Here is a 24092-nt window from a genome sequence, read left to right as displayed (position 1 = left end):
TCGCTCACCGCGGCCGGCGCCGGGTGGTTCATCACCGGCTACGCCACCGGCGAAACTGCCCCGCCACGGGCGATACCGGGCCTACGCTGGCCCCATGCCCTCACTGTTCGAGCACGCCGGCGGGGAAGCCGCCCTGCACCGGTTGGAGCAGGTGTTCTACGACAGCGTGCTGGCGGACCCGCTGCTGCAGCCGTTGTTCGGCACGGGACAGCCGCGGCACGTCGAGCACCTGACGTCGTTCACGGCCGAGTCGTTCGGCGGCCCGGATCGCTTCTCGCGCGAGCTGGGGTTCGCGCACCTGATCGCCGTCCACCGGGGGCTGAAGATCACCGAAGCCCAGCGGCAACGGTTCGTCCGGCTCTACCTCGCGGCCCTCGACACCGCCGGCCTGCCCGCGGACGCGCCCTTCCGCGACGCCGTCCGCGAACACGTCGAGTTCGGCTCCCAGGTCGCCCTGCAGAACTCCCGCGCCGGAACCGACGCCGACCTCCACCCCCTGCGCGAGGTCCCCCACTGGACCTGGGCGGGCGACGACCCGCGGTAGTCGTGACATCATCGAGCCCGCTGAGATCACGTGCGGGAAGGGCGGCCGGTGGACTACGAGCGCGCTGTCGGTGAGGTGTGGGCGGCCACGCGGCCCCACATCGGGGCCGGCAAGGTGGCGGACTACATCCCCGACCTGATCTGCGTGGACCCGGTGCAGTTCGGGTTCGCGGTGGCGACCGTCGACGGCGAGCTGCACCAGGTGGGTGACGCGGAAGTGCCGTTCTCGATCCAGAGCATCTCGAAGGCCTTCGCGCTGGCGCACGTGCTCGGGCATGACGACGCGTCGATCTGGCGGCGCGTGAACCGGGAGCCGTCGGGGACGCGGTTCAACTCGCTGATCCAGCTGGAGATCGAACGCGGGGTGCCGCGCAACCCGTTCATCAACGCGGGCGCGCTGCTGGTGACCGACCAGCTGCTCGCGGACACCGGCGACGCGTGCGGTGCGCTGTGCGCGTTCCTGGCCGCGGAGACCGGCAACCCCGACCTCACCTACGACCCGGCGATGGCCGAGTCCGAGACGCGCACCGGGAACCGCAACCGTTCGCTGGCCTACCTGATGGCCGATTTCGGCAACGTCCTCAACCCCGTCGACGAGATGCTCGACCACTACTTCCGCCAGTGCTCGATCATGGCGTCGTGCGTCGAGCTCGCCCGCGCGGGGCTGGTCCTGGCGCGCCACGGCGTCCGCCGCGACGGGACGCGCCTGCTGTCCAAACAGGACGCCCGGCGCATCAACGCGATCATGCTCACCTGCGGCACCTACGACGCCGCCGGCGAGTTCGCGTACCGCGTGGGGCTGCCGTGCAAGAGCGGCGTCGGCGGCGGGATCCTCGCGATCGTGCCGGACCGCTGCGCGATCGCCGCGTGGGGGCCGGGGCTCGACGAGAAGGGCAACTCCGTGACGGCCGCGATGGCGCTCGAGACGTTCGGCAACGTCACGGGGCTCAGCATCTTCTGATGCGTCCACTCAGGACTTGAGCGCGGCCGCCACCAGCGTCCGCAGCTCCGGCACGACCTCCTGCTCGAACCACGGGTTCCGCAGGTGCCACCCGACGTTCAGCGGCGACGGGTGCACCAGCGGGATCGTCGAGGGCAAGTAGTCCCGGAACGACCGCACGGTCTCCGTGAGGCTCCGCGCGCGCCCGGCGTGCAAGTAGTACTTCTGCGCGTAGCTGCCGACGAGCACCGTCAGCCGGATGTCGGGCAGCTCGGCGAAAATCCGCGGGTGCCACTTTTCCGCCACCCCGCGGCGCGGCGGCACGTCACCGGAGGCCGCCTTGCCGGGGTAGAAGAAGTCCATCGGCACGATCGCGAACAGCGCGGGGTCGTAGAACTCCTCGTCGGTCACGCCGAGCCATCCGCGCAGCTTCACTCCGCTGGCGTCGTTCCAGGGGACGCCGCTCTCCTGCGCCTTCCGCCCCGGCGCCTGCCCGATGAGCGCCACCCTCGCCGACGGCTCCGCGGTGTAGAGGGGCTCGTAGCCGGCTTCCTTCGCCCACGCGTTGTCGGGGTCGGCGATGAGGTCGGCGCGGATCCGGTCGAGGTTCGTCATGGTCCGGCCAGAATATCCGGCCCCCTCACGCGGGCCAGAGCTGGATCAGCCAGCGCTCGGCGCCCGCGGCGAACGTCCCTTCGCCCAGCTCGGCCGTCGCGGCGCGGCCGCCTTCGTGCACCCGGGCGTGGTGCGGACCGGGCCGCCCCAGCGTGAGCACGTCAGGCGCCATGGCCGCGGTGACGGACTGCAGGCGCACCTGCTCGGCCAGGTCACACACGACCGGACCACCCGATCCCACTCGCCGCGAGCCGCCGGCGGCTCGGTATCCCACAGCTCCACCCGCACGGCCGGGTCGTGGTCGTTCCCGGCGCTGTGCAGCAGCAGTCCCCCGGCCCCGCCCATGACGAGCCAGTCACCGCTCGGCTCCCCCACGGACAGCGCGTTGCGGTCCATCGGGATTTCCTGCAGCACGAACTGGCCGTACTCGACTGTGACGCTGCTGTCGATCGCGCTCAGCAGTTCCGACATCGGCGGGTCCCCCTCGGTGTGACGATTCCCCGATCGTAGCGAGATCCGTCACGCCGGGACGCGCGAGCCGTCTCGGCCGCGGGGGGTTCCTGGTCGCGAAACCGCGCCCAGTGGACGACGGCACCTGACGCCGCTCACGGGTCGTCGGTCGCGCCTTGCCACACCGCTTGGACCAGCTGCGCCCGGCTGTGCACGTCGAGCTTGCCGAAGATCCGCTTCAGGTGCTGGCGCACGGTGTTCTCCGACACCACGGCCAGTTCGGCGATCCGCCGGTTGGTCAGGCCTTCGGCGACCCACGCGACGATCTCCCGCTCCCGCGCGGAAAGGGGTGACCGCTCGACCGGAGTGGCCACGTCTTTCCGCTGCACGAAAGCAAAGGACACCACCGCGCCGATTCCGCGACGGAGCACAGTGGACTTCACCGTGAGCCGCAGGTCCGCCGGTGCGTCGTCGGCGCGGCGGGAAACCCGGCCGGCGGTGAAGGTTCCGGACGCGACGGCCACGCGCTGCGAGCCGCGGGCGAGGTCGCGCAAGTTGCGGGACAGCAGCTCGGCCAGGCGCGGTCCGGCGTGGTGATGGGTGCGGTGCAGGCGCCGCAGGGCTTTGCTGTCGAGCAGCACCTCGCCGTCGGCGGAGGTGACGACGACCGGAACGTCGAGCTCGTCCAGCGTCCGTGCCAGCAGCGACGCCCGGCTGTCGAGCTCCTCGTGGCGGGTCGCGCGGTGCAGGGCCGCCTCGACGTGCTGCTTCGCGACCGCCATGGCCGAACGGTCGAGCTCCGAGAAGGGCTCTTCGTCGGCGCCGCGCGCGAGGTACAGCGCGCCGAGCACCCGGCTCTGGGCGATCAGCGGGACGACCGTCGAGTGGTAGAGCCCGTGTCCGCCGAGCACGCCGCACAGCGACTGCTCCCCCCAGGCCTGCGGTGACATCAGCGACGCGTTGTCCACCGGCGAGCCGGCGGCGACGGCCGCGACCAGCAGCGGATCGCGGTCGGCGCCCAGGTCGTTGTAGGCGGGCACGAGGCCCTCGGGCGCTCGACGCGTCTGCACGGTCAGCGGCGTGAGCCGTTCGCCGAGCGGGCCGAAGCGCGAGAACCCGTACGCGCCGGCGGCGACCAGGTGCCCGACGCGGTCGAGGTATCCCGACTGCACCTCGCGCACGTCGAGCCCGGTCTGCAGCGCGAGCAGCAGTTCGGCCAGGGCGCGTCCCCGGTCGTCGCGCGGGTGCTCGGACATCACGGCCGACCTCTCACCGATGAGTGGACGCCCGATCGTATCCGCGCAGGTGAAGCCCCGGCAGTCCGGCGCGGGCCGCCCGATCGCCCGACGCTACGCAACCACCGGCGCCGCTCGTGTCACCCGCACGGGGACATTCACGACATCCCCCGCCACCCGTGGCGACCTCGGAGAATGTCCCCGTCGGTGTGACAGGCGACGCGGCGCCCGGTACCTACGCTCTCGCCATCGAGCCCGACGGCTTCCCCCGGCGAAGGAGCAGACATGCCGAAGTTCACGCAGGTTGGCGAGCGCGAGTGGATCCACGAAGACGTGGTCGGCCACGCCATCGACCGCTGCAAGCTCTGGTACGACGGCCACGGGCTGTCGTTCTCGCTGGTGAAGATGCCCCCGGACCACGAGCTCAGCCTTCACCGCCACGAAACCTGGGTCTCGGTGTTCGTGGTCGACGGCGTGCTCAAGTGGGAAGGGGGCGGGCAGGAGCGCAAGCTCGGCGCGGGCGACTTCTACTTCGTGCAGCCCGGCGAGGAGCACGTCGAGACCTCACTCGAGGACACGACGGTGCTGATCATCAAGGCCGAGCCCAACGTCCAGTACTCGATCGACGGAACCGGCGGCGACCGGCGGCAGTCCTGAGTGGACTGTCACCGGCCGCCGCCCGGGTTCACCGTCGAGAAGCTGAGAGGTAGGCGTTGGACGGCGGCAGGAACGCGAGCACCAGCGCAACCACCGCCGCCCCGGCGCTGAGGTAGCCGAGCACGGTGCCGCCGCGGCCCGCGACGAGCGAGACGATCTGCAGCAGCGTCAGGATCGTCAGCGTGATCCGCGCCCAGTTGCGGCCGGCCTTCAGTTTGAATGCGAGCCACAGGTAGATCAGCGCGATGACGACGGCGACCGCGACCGCCACCCACAGGCCGACGTTCGCCGCCTGCTGGATCTGCGGGTCGGTGAGCTGACCGCGGCCGGCGGTTCTGATTGCGTCGACGATCGTCTGCTTGTCCGCGACAAGCACGACCGCGCCGGCGATCGCGACGACGGTCGACACGAGGTAGAGCCAGAAAGCTCCGAGAACGGTGCTGGGAGCCCGGTTGTCGTATTCGTTCATGGTCCGGACCCTAAGAGCGCATTTTCCTTGCCGCACAATGGAAAGGTCCGGCGACGGGAAGTTCGTACCTGCGAACGAGATCAAGAGTCGTCGCCCTCGTTCGCAGGTACGAGACCGGGCCCCGGCCCGCGAACGGGCCGGGCGACCACCAGCGGAGCAGAGTTCGGTCGCGCGTCCTGGTGTCGATCCAGGCGATCCGGGGATATGAGCCCGGCCGGCCACTGGGCCCCGCGCGTCGCGGTGTGTCGCGGTGCCCCCGGCAGAAGTCGAACCTGCGTTCCCGGCTTCGGACGCCGGAGTCGTGTCCGTTGGACCACGAGGGCTTCGCCGGGTTCGCGCCGGCGAGGTGCGGAGGATGCAGGAGTCGAACCCACGCGGGTGCTCGGCACACCCGACCACCGTTTTCGAAACGGCTGCCTTACCACTCGGCCAATCCTCCTGGCCCGGCGGCACCCGGGTGCCACCGTCGTGCGCGGAGGGCGCGCGGATCGAACGCGCGCCGGGACGCGACGTCCCAGACCACGGATCAGCAATCCGGTGCCTTGCCACTCGGCCAGCCCTCCTTGTGTTGCCGCGCTCGGCTGCCCGTCGAGGGTTCGAACCTCGATTGCCGGATCCAGGGTCCGGAGTCCTGCCGGTTGGACGAACGGGCATCGCGTGGCGCTCCCGGGCCAGGACTCGAACCTGGCTCTGCGGAGCCAAAATCCGCTGTGTTGACCGGATACACCACCCGGGAAAGCGTGCCCTCGCCAGGAGTCGAACCTGGACTGTCCGGAGCCTGGGTCCGGTGCCTCTGCCGGTTGGGCTACGAGGGCGCGGGGTCCCCTCGCAAGGGGACCCGTCTTCGGTGGAGCCGTGTGCGGTTGCGGGGATTCGAACCCCGACTGGCCTGGCCCTCAGCCAGGTGCCTCTGCCAGTTGGGCTACAACCGCGTAGCGCGTGCGGGAGTCGAACCCGCGTCTTCGGCTTGAGGGGCCGGTGTCCGTTCCGCTGGACCAACGCGCCGTGCCGGTGGTGTCGTCGAGTGCCCGCGAGTCGAACGCGGTGTCTTCCGCTCCCGAAGCGGATGGGTTCCCGTCTCCCTCGCACTCGTCGGCCGGGCACCCCCCTCGGGTGCCGGACCTGCGCTCACGACGGGACTCGAACCCGCGATCGTCTCCTCGACAAGGAGCTGCCCTCGCCACTGGGCCACGTGAGCCTGAAACCCGCGTACCCCTACCAGGACTCGAACCTGGGACCTCCGGATCCGTAATCCGGCGCTCTGTCCAACTGAGCTACAGGGGTGTGGCAGCCGATCCGGGTATCGATCCCGGTCCCCCGCCTTGAAGGGGCGGTGACCTGGCCGGCAGTCTCATCGGCCTCGCGTGGTGGGGGACGGAGTCGAACCGTCAAAGCCGCCGAAGGGCGTCCGGGTTACAGCCGGGTGGGCTCACCTGTGCCCAGCCCCACCGTGCTCGCCGCGGCCGGCGAGCGTGTTTCTGCTCCGCTGTGTAGTTGACAAAGAACAAGCGCCAAAAATGAGCGCAACATATCGACCAAGTTGATTTAGCACCATTTTTTGAGGTGCACGAAATAGAGAAAGCCGCCCGAATCGGTTTCCCGATGGGCGGCTCCCGGTCACGACGTCGACGACGTCACGGTGGGGAGCCCCCGGTGCTCAGCAGCTGCTCTTCAGGCAGCATCAAGCCGCTGAGCCGCTCTTGCGGCAGGCGCGGCATCGATGACAGCGCATCCGACGAGCGCAGCGCATCGCGCAGATCGCCGGGATAACGGCGCTGCGACCCTCGCTTCTCCATGCTCGCCACGACGACTCCTTCTGAGTTTGTGCGATCTCTTGCGTTCAGCTCCATTACATAATCGCGAATCCACACCCGGGTGTCAATCTTTATTACCGAACCACTTTCCTCACCCGAGCGCCGCTTCCACGAACTGCCGAAGCACCGGTCCGTTCGCGTTCGACAGGAACGCCAACGCGACCGGGATCGCGGGCGCACCGGTGATCGGGAGGAACCGCACCGTGGGGTGGATGTTGCGCCGCACCGCGACCTCCGGCACCACCCCCAGCCCGCGCCCCGCGGCGACGCTCTCGATCCACGTCGAAGTTGGCCGTTTCGAGGACGGTCGTCGGCCCCTGCCCCTCGGGCCAGGACCCCGGCCCGGTGGTGCCGTTGACGACGTTGACCACCAGCGGCCAGTTCGGCACGTCGGCCCACGCCAGCTCGGACGCACCGGAGTGGGGGAACGTCTCCGCGAACACGGCCACCCGGTCCTCGTCGAAGAGGTGCACGACCTGCAGCTGCGGCGAACGCACCTGCCCGCGCACGAGCGCGACGTCCACTTTCTCCTGCTGCACCGCCGCGAGCGGGTCGTCGATGCGCACGAGGTCGACCGAGCTGCCGGTGGTGTGTTCGAACCGCGCCACGGTCTCCTGCGCCCACGGCGTGGGCAGCAGCCAGCTGAATCCCAGCTTCACGGTGCCCCGGCTCCGCGCCGCGCTTACGCCGCGGTCGAGCTCCGCCAGCACACGTTGGGCGTGCTCCAGGAACGCCTGGCCCGCATCCGTCAGCTCCACGTGCCGCGACGAGCGGTCCGGCAGCGTCACGCGCAGCAGCTCTTCGAGCTGGCGAACGGTCCGGCTGAGCGCGGGTTGCGTGATGGCGAGCTCCTGGGCGGCGTGCGTGAACGACGCCAGCCGGGCCACCGACGCGAACGCGCGCAGGTGCCGGATTTCGATGCCCGCCGGTGTGCCCTCAACCATGCCCGCAGAGCATAGCCGCGGCCGGACGCGCATTTCCCAACGCGGCCGCCGGTGCTTAGCGTGGAGGCGAAGGGTTCGCACGGCGAAGAGAGAAGGCGTTCGACATGCACAGCTCGCTGTCCGGTCTCGGGGTGACCTCGCCCGTCCTGGCGGCGCCGATGGCGGGCGGGGGCACCACGCCCGCCCTGGTGGCCGCGGCGGCGAGCGCCGGGGGCCTCGGCTTCGTCGCCGGCGGGTACAAGACGGCCGAAGCGCTCGCCGAGCAGATCAGCCAGGTCCGCGCGCTGGGCATCTCGTTCGGGGTCAACCTGTTCGCACCCAACCCAGTGCCCGTCGACCCAGCCGCCTACCGGCGCTACGCCGGCGCGCTGCAGGCCGACGCCGACCGCTACGGCCTCGACCTCCCGCAGGCGATCACCGAGGACGACGACCACTGGCAGGCCAAGCTCGACCTCCTGCTGGCCGGGCCCGTCCCGCTGGTCAGCTTCACCTTCGGCCTGCCGGACACGTCGGTCTTCACCCGGCTGCACCGCGCCGGCACGCTGGTCGCGCAGACCGTGACCTCGGCCGACGAGGCCCGGCTGGCCGCCGACGCCGGCGCGGATCTCCTGCTCGTGCAGGCCGCGGCCGCGGGCGGGCACTCAGGCACCCTCACGCCCGACCGCGTCCCGCCGGCGGTCCCGCTGCCGCGGGTCCTCGGCGAGGTCGGCGCCGCGGTGTCGCTGCCCCTGGTCGGCGCCGGCGGGCTCGCCACGCCCGAGGCCGTGGCCGAAGCGCTGAGCGCCGGTGCCACCGCCGTGGCCGTCGGCACCGTGCTGCTGCGGTCCGACGAGAGCGGGGCGTCGAAACCCCACCGCGAAGCGCTGGCCGACCCGGCCCGCCGGGAGACGGTCGTCACCCGCGCGTTCACCGGCCGCCCGGCGCGAGGCCTGCGCAACGCGTTCACCGACGACCACTCGGGTGAAGCTCCCGCCGGTTACCCGGCCCTGCACCACCTGACCAGCGCGCTGCGCAAGGCGGCCGTGCAGGCCGGCGACGCCGAGCGCGTCAACCTGTGGGCCGGCACCGGCTACCGGCACGCCACCGCCGAACCCGCCGCCGACATCCTCACGCGGCTCTCCCACCGGCTCTAGCCGTCGGCCGAACGGGTGAGATCGACAACAGGTCGGCGGCCGCCGGAACGGGTACCCCATCCAGACCATCCGCATTCGACCAGAGGAGAACCGAGAACCATGGCACGAGTCCTGTTCGTCATGACGGGCGCCGACCACTGGACGCTCAAGGACGGAACTCGGCACCCGACCGGGTACTGGGCCGAGGAGTTCGCCGCCCCCTACACCGCGCTCAAGGACGCGGGCCACACGATTGTGGTGGCGACCCCGGGCGGTGTGGTGCCGACGGTGGACCAGGGCAGCCTGAACCCGGACATGGCCGGCGGCCAGGAAGAGGCCGCGAAGCTCGCGCAGGTCCTCGAGTCCGCCGGCGAACTGCGCCAGCCGATCGCGCTCACGGACGTGAACCTGCCGGACTACGACGCCGTCTACTACCCCGGCGGCCACGGCCCGATGGAGGACCTCGCCCACGACGCCGGCTCCGGCGCCCTGCTCAACGCCGCCCTCGCGTCGGGCAAGCCGCTCGCCGTGGTGTGCCACGCGCCCGCGGCGCTGCTGGCCACGCGCGACGAGCGGGGCGAGTCGCCCTTCGCCGGCTACCGCGTCACCGGGTTCACCAACGACGAGGAGAACGCCGTCGGTCTCGGCCCGAAGGCGAAGTGGCTGCTGGAGGACGAGCTGGGCAAGCTCGGCGTCGCATTCGAGCGCGGGCCGGACTGGCAGCCGTACACGGTCGTCGACCGGACCCTCTACACGGGACAGAACCCGGCCTCGGCCGCGCCGCTCGCGCAGGAACTCCTCAAAGCCCTGAAGTAGGCCCGATCGCCGGCGGGGTGCGCGGCTACGCGGGCTCCGCCGGCGACTGCGCGAGCGAGAGGCTGTTCCCGTCCGGGTCGAGGACCACGACGTGGCGCACGCCGTTGGCGTAGGTCTCGACAGGCTCGTGCGTGATGCCGTGCGCGGCGAGGCGGGCGAGGATCTCGTCGAGGTCGGTGACGCCGAGGGTGACCATCGCCCGGCCCACGCGCTCGCCGCGCACCTCCCGTGCGTCGACCACGAGCCACGCGGCTTCGCCGAGCTGCCACAGGTGTTCCTCGCCGATGGCCTCGTCCGCGGGCCGGCCCAGGAACGCGGCGAACCACTCCAGCGCCCGGGGCAGGTCGCTCACGCACATGATCGTGTAAAGGTCCACGGAACCACTCCTCTCGACGGCTGACGGACGGGCAGACTACCGCCGGCGCGAAAAGTCATCGGTCCCGCGCGTCGCCTTCGGTCATCGCTCCGGCCACCTGGTCGTGCACGGCCAGCACGCGGGCGTCGAGCTCCTCGACCGGCACGCCGACGTCGCGCGCGAGCGCTTCGCGGAAGATGAGGTAGCCCTTGTAGGCCGCGACCATGAACACGTGCATCGCGATCGCGTCGCCGTCGGCGGGCAAGGCGCCGGTGGCCTGGTCGCGTTCGAGGGCGGCTCTGGTCTTCTCGATCTCGGGCAGGGCGTGGTAGTCCGGGTCGCCGTCGATCGCGAGCAGGGCTTCGACCAGCGTGGGTGCGGGGTTGGCGAGCGCGCTGCGGAACATCGCCTTGCGCCGGCCGAGGAACGACGCTTCCCAGTGCCGTTTCGCGCCCGCCGCCCATTCGCGGGCGCGGTGGGCCACAGCCGCCCTCAGCAGGGATCGCCGATCGCCGAAGTACTGGTAGATCTGGCCGCGATTCACCCCGGAGCGGTCGGCGACCTCCTGCAGGTTCAGCCCGGCGAAGATCCCGTCGCGCTGGAGCAGGTCGAACGTCGCCTGGAGGAGGTCGGCCTCGGTCCGGGCCCGGTCGCGCCCACGCCGGTTCGACGCCTGCCCGGCGGTGTCGTTCACATCATCTCCCGTGTGCACTCTTCTCACCTGCCTCCGACCTCGCAGTCTAGTGATCGCTCACACCACACCCCGGTCCCGCAACCCGTCGAGCTCCGCGGCGGACAGGCCCAGCAGGCCGCCGAGCACCTCGTCGGTGTGCGCGCCCAACGTCGTGCCGGCCCAGCGGACGCTGCCGGGTGTCGCGCTCAGGTGCGGCAGCGGCGCGACCATCGGGACCTCGCCGAACTCCGCGTCGTCCACGGTGATCACCGACCCTCGGGCCCGGCAGTGCGGATCGTTCATGAGGTCGGCGACGCTCATGATCGGTGACGCCGGGATGTCGGCGTCGCTCAGCAGTTTCACGACCTCGTCGGCCGTCAGCCGCGAGACCCACTCGCTGATGAGCGGGTACAGCTCGTCCTGGTGGCGGATCCGGGCGGGGCGGTCGGCGAAGCGCGGGTCGTCGGCCAGTTCCGGCCGGCTCATCACCGCGGACAGGCGCCGGAACAGCGAGTCGGTGCCGGCGTGCAGCGACACCCGCCGGTCGTCGGACGTCACGAAGTCCGACGCCGGGACGATGGCCGGGTTCTTGTTGCCCAGCCGTTCCCGGACCTGGCGGTCGAGGCCGTAGGCGGTCACCGAGTCCTCACTGGACCGCAACGCCGCCTCGTACAGCGCCAGGTCGATGACCTGGCCCGAGCCCGAGCCGAGGTCGCGGTGGTACAGCGCGGACACGACCGAGAACGCGGCGAGGTAGGCGCTCATGTAGTCGATCACCGAGTACCCGCTGCGCACCGGCGGCCGCTCCGGCTCGCCCGTGGCGTAGGTCAGTCCACTGTAGGCACTCGCGATCCGGTCGAACGCGCCCCGGTCGCGGTACGGCCCGGTGAGGCCGAACCCCGTGAGGTACAGCAGGATCGCCCGCGGGTTGAGGGGTTGCAGGTGCTCGGGCAGCATGCGGTAGCGCTCGAGCGTCGGCGGGCGGAAGTTCGTGACCACCACGTCGAAGTGCGGCACCAGCCGGTGGAACACGGCCTGCCCTTCGGGCGTCCGGAGGTCGAGCGCGACGGACTTCTTGTTGCGCCCCTCCTGGAGCCAGCCCGGCGACCGCCCGCCACTGCGGGTGAAGTCGCCGACCTTCGGGTCTTCGATCTTGACCACCTCGGCTCCGAAGTCGCCCAGGATCGTCGCCGAGACCGGTCCGGCGAGGACGGTCGCGGCGTCGAGAACCCGGACACCGGCCAGCGCGTCGCTCATCGTGTGGTTGTCCTCCGTGCTCGCGTCGGGATGCGGGGGTTCACTTGCCTTGCGCCGCGTCGATCACGAGCGACAGGTCGATCAGCTCTTCGGGCTTCACCGGGGAGTCGATCTGCAGCGTGTTCGGTACGGCCTGGTACATCTTCTGCAGGCTCGCCACCGATTCGGCGGGCACGTTGAAGTCGAACGGCACCGACGGCGCGATCCGCAGTGTCTCGACGGTGGTGCCGAGCTGCTGCGCCATCTTGGTCATCACGTCGGTGTCCTGGTGGTAGTCACCGGACAGGTGTGTGTTCACGGTCCGCTCGACCGCGCGGAAGAACGCGACACCCGCGTCGCGGTGTTCGCCGAGCAGGACGGTGGTCGCGAAGTAGCCGGCGATCTGCATGCTGTCCGGGTACCCGCCTTCGGCGTTGAACGCGGTGCCCGGCTTGATGCTCGCGGTGAACGGCGGGCCGAGGGTGGCGCCGTCGATCGAGCCGTTGTTGAGCGCCTGGACCATCGCGGCGATGTCGCTGAACGGCGTCATCCGCACGTCGTCGGGCTTGAGGCCGCCTTTGGTGATCAGGTCGTACAGCCCGTACTCCGACGGAGCCGCCAGCGCACCGGGGTTGACGCCGATGTTCTTGCCCTTCAACGAAGCCGGGTTGAAGTCGCTCGCCTTGCTGCCGTACTTGGTGCTCATGTAGACACCACTGTCCGGAGAGGACGAAGCGACACCGGAGACCCAGCGGATCGGCACACCGTGGCGCAGCGCGTTGAAGACCAGGGCCTGCGCGCCGGCGTAGACTAGGTCGATCTTGTCCTGTCCCAGCAACGTGAGCAGGTTCGGCACCGTGTCGGTGACGAAGGTGACGTCGAGGTTCTCCTTGCCGAACTCGCCGTAGACCTGGGCGAGCAGCGCCGGCGCTTCGAGCTCCAGTTTGGACGGGATGCCAACCTTGAGCGAAGCGCGCTGTGCCAGCGGTTTGGGCGCGGGCGTGCCCGTCTTGCCCGACAGGCTCACGCCGGCCGGGAGCACTGACACCTGCTTGGCGTCGGTGGCCTGGTTCTGCTGCGACGACGGGGCACACGCGCTCGCGAACAGCAGGCCGGCCGCGACGGCGGTGGCGCAGAGCGCCCGGGTGGTTCTGGACATGGCTCTCCTGAGGAAGGGGGGACTTGGCGGAGACGAGTGACTCAGGACCGGCGTAGGCGCGGCCGCTGCTGGGGGACGGCGAACTTCAGTGCGAGGGTGACGAGACCGGTGAAGGCCACGCCGATCACCCCGGCGATGATCACGCCGGCGTACATCGTCGCGGGGTCGAACACCTGGGAGCGCTGGAAGATCAGGTACCCGAGGCCACTGTCGCCCGACACCATCTCGATGCCGACGATCACGAGGATGGCGATGCCCGCGGTCAGCCGGATCGAGGTCGCGATGGCGGGCAGTGCGGCCGGGAGGATGACGTGGCGCAGCAGCTGGGTGCGCTTGGCGCCGAGCACTTCCGCGGCGTCGCGGTAGCCCTGCTCGACCGACAGGACCGCGGTGGTCGAGGCGAGCACGACGATGAAGAACACCGACACGCCGACCAGCACGATCTGCGGCAGCGAGCCCAGGCCGAACACGAGCAGGAACACGGGGAACAGCGCCAGCTTCGGCAGCGTGTACAGCGCGACCAGCGTGTGTTCCAGCGCCGCCCGGGCGAGCCACGACAGTCCCAGCAGGACTCCGAGCGCCACGCCGGCCACGACGCCGATCCCGTAGCCGATCACGAGTTTGCGCACGGTGTCGACAATGGCGTCGGTCATCACGCCGTCCTGAATGGACCGCGCACCCGCCTGCCAGATCACACTGGGGGCCGGGAAGAACCGCGTGTCGAGGATGCCGAACTGCGCGGTGAGCTCCCAGACCACGATGATCAGCACCGGGGTCGCCCATGCCAGCGTGAGGGTCACGCCACGGCGGCGCCGGGCGTGCCGCTGGGGCGCCAGCTCGGCGGGGCCGGGCGTGCGCCGGACGAGCTCACGACCTCCGAGCTGGTCATGCGACGTCATGAGCGTGCTCACGTTCTTCCACCTCACCTTTCAGGAGCCGCCAGATGTGGTCTTCGAGAGCGCCGAACTCGGCCGCCGAACGCGCGGCGCGGGTGCGCGGCCGGGCGAACGGGACCTCGATGTCGTCGAGGATGCGTCCGGGCCGCGAGGACATCACGACGACGCGGTCGGCCAGCAGCAGCGCCTCGTCGATCGCGTGAGTGACGAACAGGATCGTGCGCCGGTGTGCCTCCCACACCCGCAGCAGCTCCTGCTGCAGCACCAGGCGCAGCTGCGCGTCGAGGGCGGCGAACGGCTCGTCCATGAGGAGGATCTCGGGGTTGGCCACGAACGCCCGGGCCAGCGCGACCCGCTGGCGCATGCCGCCGGAAAGCGTGGCCGGGTATGCGGATTCGAAGCCGGCGACGCCGGCGCGCTCGATCCAGTCGCGGGCCACCTCGTCGGCCCTCGGCCGCGAGACGCCGGCGATGTCGAGCGGGAGCCGCACGTTGGCGAGCACGGTTTTCCAGGGGAAGATGCCGTAGTCCTGGAAAACCATGGAGCACAGTGGCGAATCCGCGTCGGCGCGGTCGATCACGATCTCGCCGGCCGAGGGTGCGGCCAGCCCTGCGACGATCCGCAGCAACGTCGACTTCCCGCAGCCGGACGGGCCGACGATGGCGACGAACTGTCCTCTTTCGACAGTCAGGTCGACCGGGCCCAGCGCGTGGACCGCGTGGCCGCGGGAAACGAACGTCCGCTCGACGCCCGTCGCGCTGATCACGACGTCGGACATGCGGCCTCCTCCTGGTGGGTGTGGTCGAAGATCGCCGGGAAGGGCGCTGACGCGAGCCACTCCCCCGCGGCCCGGTCGCCGTGCACGCGCTTGACGAACGCCGTGGCCACCGCGGAGATCGCGGCCGCGGTCGGGCTGTTTTCGGTGTCGTGGCCCGGGATTGCGCCGAGCTGGTGATCGCCGTCGTGGACCACGGCGAGGTGCTTGAACCGCGAGCGCGCCCGGTCGTAAGGCTCGCGGCGCCATTCGACGCCCTCGCCGCGGGCACCGACGTCGCGCGTGCCGGTGACGACCAGCAGGGGCAGCTCGACCTCGCGCCAGGAGTTCGGCGTGAGCCCGCGGTCGCCGCTTCCCTGCGGTGACAACAGGATTCCGCCCGCGACGGCCGGGTGGGTGAAGGTGCCGTAGCCGCTCAGGCGCGTGCCCAGGAGGAGCTGGGCGGTGTACGCGCCGAACGAATGCCCGGCGAGGAGGACGTGGTCGGGTTTCAAGTTCCACTTGGCGGGAAGTGCGTTGAGCACCGCGTGCACCCGGTCGACGCGGGACAGCCAGTGTTCCGGGTCGAACAGCAACGCGTGCATGCGTTGCCTGGCCACGGGATCCGCGGCCCAGGTTCGTTCGTCCACACCGGACAGGCCGAGCTCGGGCCCCGCGAGCTCGAAGGCGTCGCGGAACTGCGGGTGCAGCACCGCGTAGCCGTAGGACGCGAGGTGGTGGCCCAGGCCCGCGTAACCGCGGTGGCTCCCGCCCAGCCCATGACACAGGACGACGACCGGCTTTTCCCCGGCACCGTCCGGTTCTTGCGAGAAAACGGCGACCCGCTGCCCGTCGGCGGTCGCCCATTCGTCGACTTCGCTCTCGACGACCTTGTTGCGGGCCGGCCGGGCCCACCGGGGGTCCGGGTGCTCGTTGCAGCCCACCATGGCTCCTAACTAGCGACTTGTTAGTAACGTAATGCTAGTTAATCGGCGTTGACAAGACTCGTCGCGGAAGTGGCAGGACACGAGCACTCTCCGTGGCTGCACCGCGAACACCGGGACCGCGGCGCCGACCGGCTCCGCGCCGCGCTGAGCTGGGGTTTCGAACGACGGCGGGCCGGGCACTCCGCAGCGAGGTGCCGAAAGGAATACGCGATGACCACCCCAGGCTGGCGGGAACCGACCCTCGCGACGTTGACCGACCGCCGGTTCTCCGACGCGGGCTGGATGTTCGAGCGCAAGCTCGACGGCGTCCGCGCCATCTGCGTGCGCGACGGCGGCACGCCGACGCTCTACTCGCGCAACCACAAGGTCATGGACAACGCCTACCCGGAGCTCGTCGAGGCGCTCGACCGCCAAGGTGGCCCGCGGTTCGTGGCGGACGGGGAGATCGTGGCGTTCGACGGCGACAACACCAGCTTCGCCGCATTGCAGCCGCGGATCCACCTCACGGATCCGGCACGGGCGCGGGCAACCGGGGTGCGCGTGTACTACTACCTGTTCGACCTGCTGCACTTCGACGGGCACGACGCCACGCCGTTGCCACTGCGGGAACGCAAGGCACTCCTGAAGGACGCGTTCGAGTTCACGGATCCGCTGCGGTTGTCGGCGCACCGCAACACCGACGGGGAGAAGTTCTTCGAGGAGGCCTGCCGGCGCGGTTGGGAGGGCGTGATCGCGAAGCGGGCCGACGCGCCGTACCACTCGGGAAGGTCGGCGGACTGGCTGAAGTTCAAGTGCGCCCAGGGCCAGGAGCTCGTGGTCGGCGGGTTCACCGACCCGCAAGGCGCGCGGCACGGCTTCGGCGCGTTGCTGCTGGGCTACTACGACGGCGACGAGCTGCGGTACGCCGGCAAGGTCGGCACCGGGTTCGACGAGAAGCTGCTGGCGTCGCTGCACGATCAGCTGCGCGAGCTCGAGACGGGCCGGTCGCCGTTCGCGGATGCCGTGCGTGAGCAGGGGACGCACTGGGTGCGGCCGGAGCTGGTGGCGCAGATCGGGTTCTCCGAGTGGACGCGCGACGGGCGACTGCGGCACCCGCGGTTCCTGGGCCTGCGCGACGACAAGAAGCCGGCCGACGTGGTGCGGGAGAAGCCGTGATCGAAGTTTCCCATCCCGACAAGGTGTTCTACCCCGAGGACGGGCTCACCAAGGGCGACGTCGTCGAGCACTACCGCGCGGTGGCCGACGTGATGCTGCCGCACCTGCGCGGGCGGCCGCTGACGTTGCGGCGCTACCCCGACGGCATCGACGGGCAGGGCTGGTTCCAGAAGCACCCCGGCGAGCACTTCCCGGAGTGGCTGCGCGTCGAACGGGTGCCGCGGCGCGGCGGGGGCACGGACGAGTACGTGGTCTGCGACGACACCGACGCCCTCGTCTACCTCGCCGGCCAGGGGACGGTGGAGTTCCACGTGTGGCTGTCCACCGTGGAGAAACCGGAGCAGCCGGACCGGCTCGTGCTCGACCTCGACCCGCCGGACGGCACGCCGGTGGCCCGCCTGCGCGAGGTGGCGCGCAAGATCCGCGGCCAGTACGAGAAAGCGGGCCTCACCGCCTTCGTGCAGGCGACCGGCGGCCGCGGCTTCCACGTGCTCGCCCCGCTCGACGCCCGCTCGGACACCGACGTCGTGCTGGAACTCGCCCGCACGCTCGCCGACCGCGTGGCCGAGGAAGACCCGGACCACCTCACCACCGCGCAGCGCAAGGACAGCCGCGGCGACCGGATTTTCCTCGACGCCAACCGCAACGGCTACGCCCAGACGTTCGTCGCGCCGTACTCCCTGCGCGCCCGCCCCGGCGCGGCGGCCGCGACGCCGCTCGACTGGCGCGAGCTCGGCAAGGCGGATCCGGACGGATGGCCACCGGCCAAACAAAAGCAACGCTTGGCGCGCAAGGCCGACCCGTGGCGGGACCTGGCGAAGCACGCGGGCTCGGCGGAGGCAGCGCTCGCTTCGCTGGAGTAACGCGACAGCACCCGGCAGACAGCACACTGGAGTGACGATGGTGACCCCACGACCAGGTCCGATCCGGTGGCTGCGCTACGTCTACGGCGCTCGGCTGCCCGACGAGTACCGCCCGTGGGTGCTGCACGACGCGACCGCCCGAACGTGGGTGCTGAGGTTCGCGCTCCGCGTGTTCTTCGAGGCGCTGCCGTGGCTCACCGCCGCGTTCCTGCTGCTGGTGTTCCTCACGCCGCTGCCCGCGGGCCTGGTGCTGCTCGGGCTGCTCATGGCCCTGGTCCTGGGCCTGTTCCTCACCCTCGGCAGCGCCGACGAGCTCGCTGAAGTGCGTCTGGCCAAGCACGGCTACCCACCGGGCACCGGCAAAGCAGTCCGCAAACGCCGAGGCGGGGCCGCCACCTGGCCGTGAGGCGAAGTTCCGCGCGGCCACGAGAATCACGGGCGTCACCGTCGTCCTCGCCGCGAGCTGGCTCAGCTTCGTCCTGGGCAGCTGAGCACGAGAGCGCGCTCGTCGCCATCCTCGGCTTCGTCGCCAACGCCTGAGGCGCTACCCGCCGATGGTGACGGTGCGCCGCGCCGGGCCGTTGGCGCTGCGCGGCACGATCGGAACGACGCCGAGGGCGCTCAGCACCGCGACGAAGCCGTTTTCGATCTGCGTTTCGGTGCTGGGCCAGTAGCCGACGGTCTCGCACATGAACTCGTCGCACTGCTCGGGCGGTGGCCCGGCGCAGCTGGCGGCGAGCAGGACGACGGCGGCGGCCGTGGCGGCCAGACGCAAGCGTGGCACGGCGGAACCCCTTCCCGGGCTCAGACGACGGCGGGCTGCCGGCGGCGGACGATCAGCGTGATCACGGCGATGGCCAGCAGGATCGCCACCACGGCTTGGTAGTACCCGGTGAGCACGCTGATCAGGGCGCTCACCGCGCCGATCACCTCCATGGCGACCCCCAGCGTCGCCGCCCACGCGTGCCGGGCCAGGAACCCCGCGGCCACGGCGACGAGCACCGCGATCACGGGGTTCAGCACGAGCACGAGCCACACCGACCCCGGCACGTCCTGGCCGTGGTCGAGCCGTTCGAGCACCGCGAGCAGCTGCACCACCCAGATCCCGATCGACGCCACGGCCTGCACGGCCATCACCCACCGCGCGGTCCTGACCTGCCACCCGCCCACGACGCACCCCTCCTCCGGTCGATCACCGGGGACGGTAACCGCGGGCGGCGGGAGCCCTCCCGAGCGGGTCCGCTACCTGCCACCCGCTGACACGACACCGGCGAGGTACCGCACCGCGAGCTCCTCGGCCCGGTCACGCCGTTCGACGTCGCCACGCCAGCGCCGGTAGAGCTCGACGCTCGCCAGCACCGCCGCCGCGGCCTCCTTCGCGTCGTAGCCGCAGACGGTGGCCTGCAGCTCGCGCGCCGCGTCCGGGGCGGCGAACTCCAGCCGGCGCACACCCCGGGGCGGCAGGCCGGCGCGCGCGGCGATCAGCGGTCCCAGCACCGTTTCCCGCAGGAAAGCCAGGAACCCGAGGACGTCGTACAGCTCGCCGCGCCCGAGTTTCGTCGCCGCGTAGTGGACCCAGACCCAGAAGCGGTCTTCGAGCCACTGCTCGTCCAGCGGCTCCTTGGCCGGCGGCGCGGCGGCGAGGGCCCGGGTCAGCGCTCCGTCGCGTTCCCACCGGATCTTCGGGTCGCTCGTCCGCTCGCCGAAGTCCGCCACGCGCACGAACTTGAAGTCCACATGCAGCAGGCGCGGCCCGGTCAGGGTGATGACCAGCCGCGGTTCGCCGACGTGCTCGCCGGTGAAGGCCGCGACGAGGTGGGCCCACGAGCCGATCAACGCGAATCTCTCGGCCAGCACCGCTTCGAACGCGTCGTCGTCGACGACCACGACAATGTCCACATCGGAGTATTCGTCGGGCTCACCGTGGGCGATCGAGCCGCCGACAGCCACCCCGGCCACGCGCTGGTCACGGCGGATCTTCGGGAGCACGTCGTCGAGGAACTCGCGGTGCCGCGCGGGAACGGTCATGAGCTTCCTTTCGTTGAGAGCACGGCAAAGTAGCACGACAGTGCTGCGGCCGGCACGCGAATAGGCGCTCAGCCCTCGTGCAGCGCCTCGACGATGCGGCCCGCGAGCATCGCCATCTCGGGCGACCCGATGGTCACGACGACGTCGCCCCGCCGCACGCGCCGGACCACCTCCGCACACGCGACGGAACCGGACCTGGCATACACCTTGTCCTTCTCCGGTAACGGAATCGCGGCCGTGAGCGCCTCGCCGTCACAACCCGCCGAGACGGTCTCGCCGGGGCCGAAGACCGGCAGCACCACCGCCTGGTCGGCCCGGCTCAGCGACTCGGCCATCTCGCCGAGGAACTGCCGCACCCGGTAGCCGCGGTTGGGCTGACACACCACGAGCAGCCGATGCTCCTGCGCGACCGACCGCAACGCCGTCAGCGAAGCGGCCATCGACGTGTGGTGGCACGCGTAGTCGTCGTACACCCGCACGCCACGCGCGACACCGCGGAGCTCGAACCGCCTACGCACGCCGGGAAACCGGCGCAAGCCACGCGCCGCACCGGGGATGCCCAGGCGCTGCGCGACGAGCAGAGCGGCCGCGGAGTTGAGGCCGAGGTGCCTGCCCACCACCGGCACGTGCACCGCGCCGACGAGGGCGCCGTCGAGCACGGCGTCGTAGCGGATCCCCGTGCTCACCGACGAAAGCCCCACCACGACGAGGTCGGCGCCGTTGGCCTCGCCGTAGGTGTACACGGTCCGGCCTTCCGCCCGCAGCGCCGCGGCGACCCGGCGGCACCGCTCGTCATCGGCGTTGGTCACCACGAAGCCACCGGGGCGCACGCGGCGGCAGAAGTCGAGGAACGCCTGCTGCAAGCCGTCGACATCGCCGTAGGTGTCGAGGTGGTCGGAGTCGATGTTCGTGACCACGGCGACCTCGGGCATGTAGGCGAAGAACGAGCGGTCGCTCTCGTCGGCCTCGACCACGAAGTACTCCCCCGAGCCGAGGCCGCCGGCGCCGAGCGTGCGGACGTCCCCGCCGATCACGTAGGACGGGTCGGCCCCGCCGGCGCGCAGTGCGACCGTGATCATCGCGGTGGTGGTCGTCTTGCCGTGGGTGCCCGCGACCGCGATCGCCCGGCGGCCCGTCAGCACCGCCGCGAGCGCCTCGGACCGGTGCAGCAGCGGCAGCCCGCGATCCCGGGCCTCGGCGAGCTCCACGTGGTCGTCGGGGATCGCGGTCGAGTACACCACGGTGTCGGCGTTCCAGAGGTGCCCGGGCGAGTGCCGGCGGTGCACGGTGGCGCCGCGCTCCTCCAGTGACGCCAGGGCCGGCCGGTCGCCCACCTCGCTGCCGCTCACCGGCGCCCCGTGGCGCAGCAGGATCTCCGCGAGACCCGACATCCCCACCCCGCCGATGCCGATCAGATACACGTGGCCCAGGTCCCGCACGGTCAGCTCGTTCATCACGCACCCTCTTCTGTCCGGTGAGGACTCCCTGCCCCGGATTCGAGGGTGCGCCCGGCTTGTCCTCGGACTGCGCGCTGTTTGTCGCGGCAAGGCAACAGCCGGGTGCCGATCCGTCAGCGCGGCACGGAGAACGGCTGCCGGTCCGGGTGCCCGGGCGCCGGCTGCGGCGTGGCGAGGACGACGGTCGTGGCGTCGGCGGGCAGCCGCGGGCCGCGGCGCTCGACCACGCACGCCGAGGCCAGCGCGTAGCCGGCCGCCGCGAGGAAGAAGCCGCCGAGGCAGTCGCTGGGGCGGTGCCAGCCGACGGTGAGCGTCGAGACGCCGACCGCGACGATCCACGCCACGCCCAGCGGCGCCGCCACGAACCGCCCCACCCGCGGCAGCACGAGCAGCAGCGCGAACACACTCATCGCGGCCACCGTCACGTGGCCGCTGGGGAAGCTGTTGCTGGTGGAGTGGATGCGCTCGGCCAGGTTCGGCCGGTCGAGGGCGACCTTGAGCAGCTGCGCGAAGCCCGCGACCGCCACCATGAGCCCGACGGCCGCCGCCGTGCGCCGGTACGCGCGCCGCACCAGGCCGATCACCACGACCAGCATGAGCGCGAGGGTGAACAGCACCGGCGCCGGAACCTCCAGCGGCAGCGGCACCTCCCCCGACGCGCGGGTGAACGACGGGTCGAACGTCTCCAGGGCCCGCTGGTCGGCCTCCTGGCCGGACTCCGTGCGGACCAGCAGCAAGTACGTCACCCCCGTCGCCACGACGAGGAGGACGGCGGCCACCAGCCGCCAGGCGATGCTGAGCACTCGGTTGTTCACCCCGTCCAGCCTGCCAACTCTTCGTCCGCGGCGGGCCCGGGAAATGTCATGGGTCTGCAACAACTGCGCACTGGTTCCGCACGGACCAGTCCCCTGTGGACGGACGTGACCCGTCACCCCACTCGCAGCGTGGTGCCCCGCGGGATCAACGTCGGCGCGAACCGGCGCGTGGTGGCCGGCACGCCTGCGCCCGCGTCGATCAGCAGGTCCACGGCCGCGCCGGCGATCTCCGTGAACGGGACCCGGATCGTGGTGAGCGGCACCGGCAGGCGGGCCGCGAGGGGAATGTCGTTGTACCCCACCACGGACAGCTCGTCGGGCACCCGCACGCCGGCGCGCTGCACAGCCGAGAGCAGCCCGACGGCGGTGTTGTCGTTCACGGCGAAGACGGCGGTCGGGCGCGGGTCGAGGGCGAGCAGGGCACGCCCGGCGTCCTCGCCGCTCTCCATGCTGAAGGTCGAGGGCAAGACGAACGCGGGCAACCCGGCTTCGCGCAACGCGTCCTCGTACCCGGCGCGGCGGCCGAGCGCGCTGGAGGCGTAGGCCGGGCCCGCGACCAGCGCGATCCGGCGGTGCCCGAGGTCCAGGAGGTGCCGCGTGGCGAGGTAACCGCCGAGGCGGTCGTCGCCCACGGCGGCCGCGCTGTCGCCGAACGTGCGCATCGCCAGCACGTGCGGCACCGCGCGTTCGAGCAGTTCCTGGCAGAAGCCGCCTTCGGTGCGCGCGGTGGTGAGGATCAGGCCGTCGACCCGGCGGCCGAGCAGCATCCGGCCGTTCTCGCGTTCCAGCTCCGGCTCGTCGTGCGAGGTCGCGACCAGCGCGTGGTAGCCGCGGCGCGTGCACGCCGAGGCGACCTCCTCGTAGAACATCGCCATCACCGTGTCAGTCAGGCGCGGCACGAGCACACCGAACGTGTTGGTCTGCCGGCGCCGCAGGTTGGCCGCGACCGGGTTCGGCTCGTAGCCCACGCCCTCGGCGATCTCGCGGATCCGCGCCGCCGACGGGCTGCGGAAGAACCGGTGCTCGGGGTTGAGCGCGCGCGAGACCGTCGACTTGCTGACGCCGGCCGCCAGCGCGACGTCGCTGATCGTCGGACGAGCCCCCGGCTCTCGGGTGCTCTCCGGTGTTCGCTCGCTCATGCGGCTCCTTGACTCTCGGGCAATCCGCAGCTTACCGTTGTGCAACCGATTCCCCCATCGTTTGCACAACCAAAACTCCAGGGAGTGTCATGAAGTCTCTCGACCTGCGCGGCCTCGTCCCGGCGTGCGTCACCCCGTTCACCGAGAGCGGCGACGTCGACCACGAGGCCCTGGCCGTGCACGGGCGCTGGCTCGCCGGCCTGCCGGGCGTCAAGGGCATCGTGTGCAACGGCCACGCCGGCGAAGGCGCCAGCATGACCGAGACCGAGCGCGGCGACGTGGTGAAAACCCTGGTCGACGCCGTGGAGGGCAAGCAGCCGATCATCACCGGCGTGATCAGCGACGGCAGCCGCGTCGCGGGTGAAGAGGCCAAGCGCTACGGCGAGGCCGGCGCGGCGGGCGTGCTGCTCTACCCCGCCCACAGCTGGCTGCGCTTCGGCTTCCAGCCCGGCGCCGCCGCGGACCGCTACCGCATCGTCGGCGAGATCTCCGGCCTGCCGCAGATCCTGTTCCAGTACCCGGACGTGACCAAGGCCAGCTACAACCTCTCCGAGCAGCTCAAGATCGCCGAGCTCGACTCCGTGTTCGCGATCAAGAACGGCGTGCGCAACATGCGCCGCTGGGACACCGAGGTCCCGGTGCTGCGCAAGGAGTTCCCCGACCTGCAGATCCTCACCTGCCACGACGAGTACCTGCTGCACACGATGTTCGACGTCGACGGCGCGCTCGTCGGCTACGGCGCTCTGGCGCCCGAGGGCATGTGGGAGCTGCTGCAGGCCGGCAAGCGCCGCGACTACCCGGCGGCGCGCGCGGTGCACGACCGGCTGCTGCCGCTGACCAAGGCCGTGTACCACCGCGGTTCGCACATGGAGGGCAGCGTCGCGCTGAAGCTGGGCCTGGTGCAGCGCGGGGTCATCCCCAACGCCTACGTGCGCTCGCCGCTGCTTCCGCTCGCACCGGAGGCCGACGACGAGGTCGCCGCCGCGCTGGCCCACGCCGGTCTCGGCAAGGTGCTCTGAC

General features: G+C 71.1%; 29 protein-coding genes and 12 tRNA genes. 10 read left to right on the top strand and 31 right to left on the bottom strand.

Features of this window, described 5'->3' with window-relative positions; all coding sequences use genetic code 11:
* Positions 1 to 94: 94 nt before the first annotated feature.
* Entirely contained in the window at positions 95 to 544 is a 450-nt protein-coding gene (locus QRX50_RS26255; RefSeq protein WP_285965830.1) for a group II truncated hemoglobin, read from the top strand.
* Between the two features lie 48 nt (positions 545 to 592).
* Complete coding sequence (locus QRX50_RS26250; RefSeq protein ID WP_285965829.1) at positions 593 to 1504, top strand: glutaminase; 912 nt, start codon at positions 593 to 595, stop codon at positions 1502 to 1504.
* A 9-nt stretch (positions 1505 to 1513) separates the two neighbouring features.
* On the opposite strand, the gene QRX50_RS26245 is transcribed toward QRX50_RS26250, so the two are convergent.
* Entirely contained in the window at positions 1514 to 2098 is a 585-nt protein-coding gene (locus QRX50_RS26245; RefSeq protein ID WP_285965828.1) for a uracil-DNA glycosylase family protein, read from the bottom strand.
* Positions 2099 to 2123: 25 nt separating this feature from the next.
* Positions 2124 to 2372 carry a hypothetical protein gene (locus QRX50_RS26240; protein WP_285965827.1) on the bottom strand — a complete coding sequence of 83 codons (249 nt, stop codon included), beginning with the start codon at positions 2370 to 2372 and terminating at the stop codon, positions 2124 to 2126.
* Between the two features lie 69 nt (positions 2373 to 2441).
* Between QRX50_RS26240 and QRX50_RS26235 the strand changes: the two genes are divergently transcribed.
* Positions 2442 to 2591 carry a hypothetical protein gene (locus QRX50_RS26235; protein ID WP_285965826.1) on the top strand — a complete coding sequence of 50 codons (150 nt, stop codon included), beginning with the start codon at positions 2442 to 2444 and terminating at the stop codon, positions 2589 to 2591.
* A gap of 112 nt (positions 2592 to 2703) precedes the next feature.
* On the opposite strand, the gene QRX50_RS26230 is transcribed toward QRX50_RS26235, so the two are convergent.
* Positions 2704 to 3804, bottom strand: a complete 1101-nt coding sequence (locus tag QRX50_RS26230) for a helix-turn-helix transcriptional regulator (RefSeq protein WP_285965825.1) — start codon at positions 3802 to 3804, stop codon at positions 2704 to 2706.
* A 264-nt stretch (positions 3805 to 4068) separates the two neighbouring features.
* On the opposite strand from QRX50_RS26230, the gene QRX50_RS26225 reads away from it, so the two are divergent.
* Complete coding sequence (locus tag QRX50_RS26225; RefSeq protein ID WP_285965824.1) at positions 4069 to 4440, top strand: cupin domain-containing protein; 372 nt, start codon at positions 4069 to 4071, stop codon at positions 4438 to 4440.
* A 28-nt stretch (positions 4441 to 4468) separates the two neighbouring features.
* Here the strand turns inward: QRX50_RS26225 and QRX50_RS26220 are convergent, their stop codons facing one another.
* From QRX50_RS26220 to QRX50_RS26150, 15 genes are all read right to left on the bottom strand, one after another.
* Positions 4469 to 4909 (bottom strand): hypothetical protein, encoded by a 441-nt coding sequence (locus QRX50_RS26220; RefSeq protein WP_285965823.1) that lies wholly within the window; start codon positions 4907 to 4909, stop codon positions 4469 to 4471.
* Between the two features lie 251 nt (positions 4910 to 5160).
* Positions 5161 to 5232: transfer RNA gene (locus tag QRX50_RS26215), tRNA-Arg, on the bottom strand.
* Between the two features lie 26 nt (positions 5233 to 5258).
* A tRNA-Ser gene (locus tag QRX50_RS26210) sits at positions 5259 to 5348 on the bottom strand.
* 34 nt (positions 5349 to 5382) lie between these two features.
* Positions 5383 to 5472 (bottom strand) — tRNA-Ser (locus tag QRX50_RS26205).
* 18 nt (positions 5473 to 5490) lie between these two features.
* Positions 5491 to 5562: transfer RNA gene (locus QRX50_RS26200), tRNA-Gln, on the bottom strand.
* A gap of 10 nt (positions 5563 to 5572) precedes the next feature.
* Positions 5573 to 5645 (bottom strand) — tRNA-Gln (locus QRX50_RS26195).
* Between the two features lie 5 nt (positions 5646 to 5650).
* Positions 5651 to 5724: transfer RNA gene (locus QRX50_RS26190), tRNA-Leu, on the bottom strand.
* Between the two features lie 43 nt (positions 5725 to 5767).
* A tRNA-Leu gene (locus tag QRX50_RS26185) sits at positions 5768 to 5841 on the bottom strand.
* A 1-nt stretch (position 5842) separates the two neighbouring features.
* Positions 5843 to 5914 (bottom strand) — tRNA-Glu (locus QRX50_RS26180).
* Between the two features lie 120 nt (positions 5915 to 6034).
* A tRNA-Asp gene (locus QRX50_RS26175) sits at positions 6035 to 6107 on the bottom strand.
* Positions 6108 to 6119: 12 nt separating this feature from the next.
* Positions 6120 to 6193, bottom strand: a tRNA-Arg gene (locus tag QRX50_RS26170).
* Between the two features lies 1 nt (position 6194).
* Positions 6195 to 6269, bottom strand: a tRNA-Glu gene (locus tag QRX50_RS26165).
* Between the two features lie 5 nt (positions 6270 to 6274).
* A tRNA-Tyr gene (locus tag QRX50_RS26160) sits at positions 6275 to 6359 on the bottom strand.
* A 184-nt stretch (positions 6360 to 6543) separates the two neighbouring features.
* The gene (locus tag QRX50_RS26155) at positions 6544 to 6714 is read right to left on the bottom strand and encodes a hypothetical protein (RefSeq protein ID WP_285965822.1); all 171 of its coding nucleotides are present in this window, start codon (positions 6712 to 6714) and stop codon (positions 6544 to 6546) included.
* An 83-nt stretch (positions 6715 to 6797) separates the two neighbouring features.
* Complete coding sequence (locus tag QRX50_RS26150; RefSeq protein WP_285965821.1) at positions 6798 to 7667, bottom strand: LysR family transcriptional regulator; 870 nt, start codon at positions 7665 to 7667, stop codon at positions 6798 to 6800.
* Positions 7668 to 7771: 104 nt separating this feature from the next.
* On the opposite strand from QRX50_RS26150, the gene QRX50_RS26145 reads away from it, so the two are divergent.
* Both QRX50_RS26145 and QRX50_RS26140 read left to right on the top strand, forming a co-directional pair.
* Positions 7772 to 8800, top strand: a complete 1029-nt coding sequence (locus QRX50_RS26145; protein ID WP_285965820.1) for a nitronate monooxygenase — start codon at positions 7772 to 7774, stop codon at positions 8798 to 8800.
* A 99-nt stretch (positions 8801 to 8899) separates the two neighbouring features.
* Complete coding sequence (locus QRX50_RS26140) at positions 8900 to 9595, top strand: type 1 glutamine amidotransferase domain-containing protein (RefSeq protein WP_285965819.1); 696 nt, start codon at positions 8900 to 8902, stop codon at positions 9593 to 9595.
* Between the two features lie 25 nt (positions 9596 to 9620).
* On the opposite strand, the gene QRX50_RS26135 is transcribed toward QRX50_RS26140, so the two are convergent.
* The 7 genes from QRX50_RS26135 to QRX50_RS26105 are packed head-to-tail and all read right to left on the bottom strand — an operon-like array spanning position 9621 to position 15615.
* On the bottom strand, positions 9621 to 9971 hold the full coding sequence (locus QRX50_RS26135; RefSeq protein ID WP_285965818.1) for a VOC family protein: 351 nt from the start codon (positions 9969 to 9971) through the stop codon (positions 9621 to 9623).
* A gap of 55 nt (positions 9972 to 10026) precedes the next feature.
* Positions 10027 to 10662: a TetR/AcrR family transcriptional regulator gene (locus tag QRX50_RS26130; RefSeq protein ID WP_285965817.1), complete on the bottom strand. Its 636-nt coding sequence runs from the start codon at positions 10660 to 10662 to the stop codon at positions 10027 to 10029.
* A 39-nt stretch (positions 10663 to 10701) separates the two neighbouring features.
* A complete protein-coding gene (locus QRX50_RS26125) occupies positions 10702 to 11880 on the bottom strand; it encodes a CaiB/BaiF CoA transferase family protein (protein ID WP_285965816.1) in 1179 nt (392 codons plus the stop codon).
* 40 nt (positions 11881 to 11920) lie between these two features.
* Positions 11921 to 13018 (bottom strand): ABC transporter substrate-binding protein, encoded by a 1098-nt coding sequence (locus QRX50_RS26120; RefSeq protein ID WP_285965815.1) that lies wholly within the window; start codon positions 13016 to 13018, stop codon positions 11921 to 11923.
* Between the two features lie 41 nt (positions 13019 to 13059).
* On the bottom strand, positions 13060 to 13929 hold the full coding sequence (locus QRX50_RS26115) for an ABC transporter permease (RefSeq protein ID WP_285965814.1): 870 nt from the start codon (positions 13927 to 13929) through the stop codon (positions 13060 to 13062).
* Positions 13904 to 14692: an ABC transporter ATP-binding protein gene (locus QRX50_RS26110; RefSeq protein WP_285965813.1), complete on the bottom strand. Its 789-nt coding sequence runs from the start codon at positions 14690 to 14692 to the stop codon at positions 13904 to 13906. The genes QRX50_RS26115 and QRX50_RS26110 overlap by 26 nt, the downstream gene beginning before the upstream one ends.
* Positions 14677 to 15615 carry an alpha/beta hydrolase family protein gene (locus QRX50_RS26105; protein ID WP_285965812.1) on the bottom strand — a complete coding sequence of 313 codons (939 nt, stop codon included), beginning with the start codon at positions 15613 to 15615 and terminating at the stop codon, positions 14677 to 14679. Before QRX50_RS26105 ends, QRX50_RS26110 begins: the two co-directional genes overlap by 16 nt.
* Positions 15616 to 15825: 210 nt before the next feature.
* Here QRX50_RS26105 and ligD (QRX50_RS26100) point away from each other — a divergent pair, with 210 nt between their 5' ends.
* The 3 genes from ligD (QRX50_RS26100) to QRX50_RS26090 are packed head-to-tail and all read left to right on the top strand — an operon-like array spanning position 15826 to position 18039.
* On the top strand, positions 15826 to 16770 hold the full coding sequence (gene ligD / locus QRX50_RS26100; protein WP_285965811.1) for a non-homologous end-joining DNA ligase: 945 nt from the start codon (positions 15826 to 15828) through the stop codon (positions 16768 to 16770).
* On the top strand, positions 16767 to 17633 hold the full coding sequence (ligD, locus tag QRX50_RS26095) for a non-homologous end-joining DNA ligase (protein WP_434533140.1): 867 nt from the start codon (positions 16767 to 16769) through the stop codon (positions 17631 to 17633). Before ligD (QRX50_RS26100) ends, ligD (QRX50_RS26095) begins: the two co-directional genes overlap by 4 nt.
* A gap of 37 nt (positions 17634 to 17670) precedes the next feature.
* The gene (locus QRX50_RS26090) at positions 17671 to 18039 is read left to right on the top strand and encodes a DUF5313 family protein (RefSeq protein ID WP_285965810.1); all 369 of its coding nucleotides are present in this window, start codon (positions 17671 to 17673) and stop codon (positions 18037 to 18039) included.
* A gap of 138 nt (positions 18040 to 18177) precedes the next feature.
* Here QRX50_RS26090 and QRX50_RS26085 read toward each other — a convergent pair whose 3' ends face one another.
* The 6 genes from QRX50_RS26085 to QRX50_RS26060 all read right to left on the bottom strand — a co-directional run bounded on the left by QRX50_RS26085 (position 18178) and on the right by QRX50_RS26060 (position 23072).
* Complete coding sequence (locus QRX50_RS26085) at positions 18178 to 18417, bottom strand: hypothetical protein (protein ID WP_285965809.1); 240 nt, start codon at positions 18415 to 18417, stop codon at positions 18178 to 18180.
* Between the two features lie 20 nt (positions 18418 to 18437).
* Positions 18438 to 18803 (bottom strand): hypothetical protein, encoded by a 366-nt coding sequence (locus QRX50_RS26080; protein WP_285965808.1) that lies wholly within the window; start codon positions 18801 to 18803, stop codon positions 18438 to 18440.
* Positions 18804 to 18875: 72 nt separating this feature from the next.
* Positions 18876 to 19661, bottom strand: a complete 786-nt coding sequence (locus tag QRX50_RS26075; RefSeq protein WP_285965807.1) for a nucleotidyltransferase domain-containing protein — start codon at positions 19659 to 19661, stop codon at positions 18876 to 18878.
* A 68-nt stretch (positions 19662 to 19729) separates the two neighbouring features.
* Positions 19730 to 21115 carry a UDP-N-acetylmuramate--L-alanine ligase gene (murC, locus tag QRX50_RS26070; protein ID WP_285965806.1) on the bottom strand — a complete coding sequence of 462 codons (1386 nt, stop codon included), beginning with the start codon at positions 21113 to 21115 and terminating at the stop codon, positions 19730 to 19732.
* A gap of 116 nt (positions 21116 to 21231) precedes the next feature.
* Positions 21232 to 21933 carry a phosphatase PAP2 family protein gene (locus QRX50_RS26065; RefSeq protein ID WP_285965805.1) on the bottom strand — a complete coding sequence of 234 codons (702 nt, stop codon included), beginning with the start codon at positions 21931 to 21933 and terminating at the stop codon, positions 21232 to 21234.
* Between the two features lie 113 nt (positions 21934 to 22046).
* Positions 22047 to 23072, bottom strand: a complete 1026-nt coding sequence (locus QRX50_RS26060) for a LacI family DNA-binding transcriptional regulator (protein ID WP_285965804.1) — start codon at positions 23070 to 23072, stop codon at positions 22047 to 22049.
* Positions 23073 to 23161: 89 nt separating this feature from the next.
* On the opposite strand from QRX50_RS26060, the gene QRX50_RS26055 reads away from it, so the two are divergent.
* Positions 23162 to 24091 (top strand): dihydrodipicolinate synthase family protein, encoded by a 930-nt coding sequence (locus QRX50_RS26055; protein ID WP_285965803.1) that lies wholly within the window; start codon positions 23162 to 23164, stop codon positions 24089 to 24091.
* Position 24092 lies beyond the last annotated feature (1 nt).

The sequence above is a fragment of the Amycolatopsis sp. 2-15 genome, assembly GCF_030285625.1.
GTDB lineage: Bacteria > Actinomycetota > Actinomycetes > Mycobacteriales > Pseudonocardiaceae > Amycolatopsis > Amycolatopsis carbonis.
Note: the sequence above shows the minus strand (reverse complement) of the source record. Positions and strands in the feature narration are given on the sequence as shown.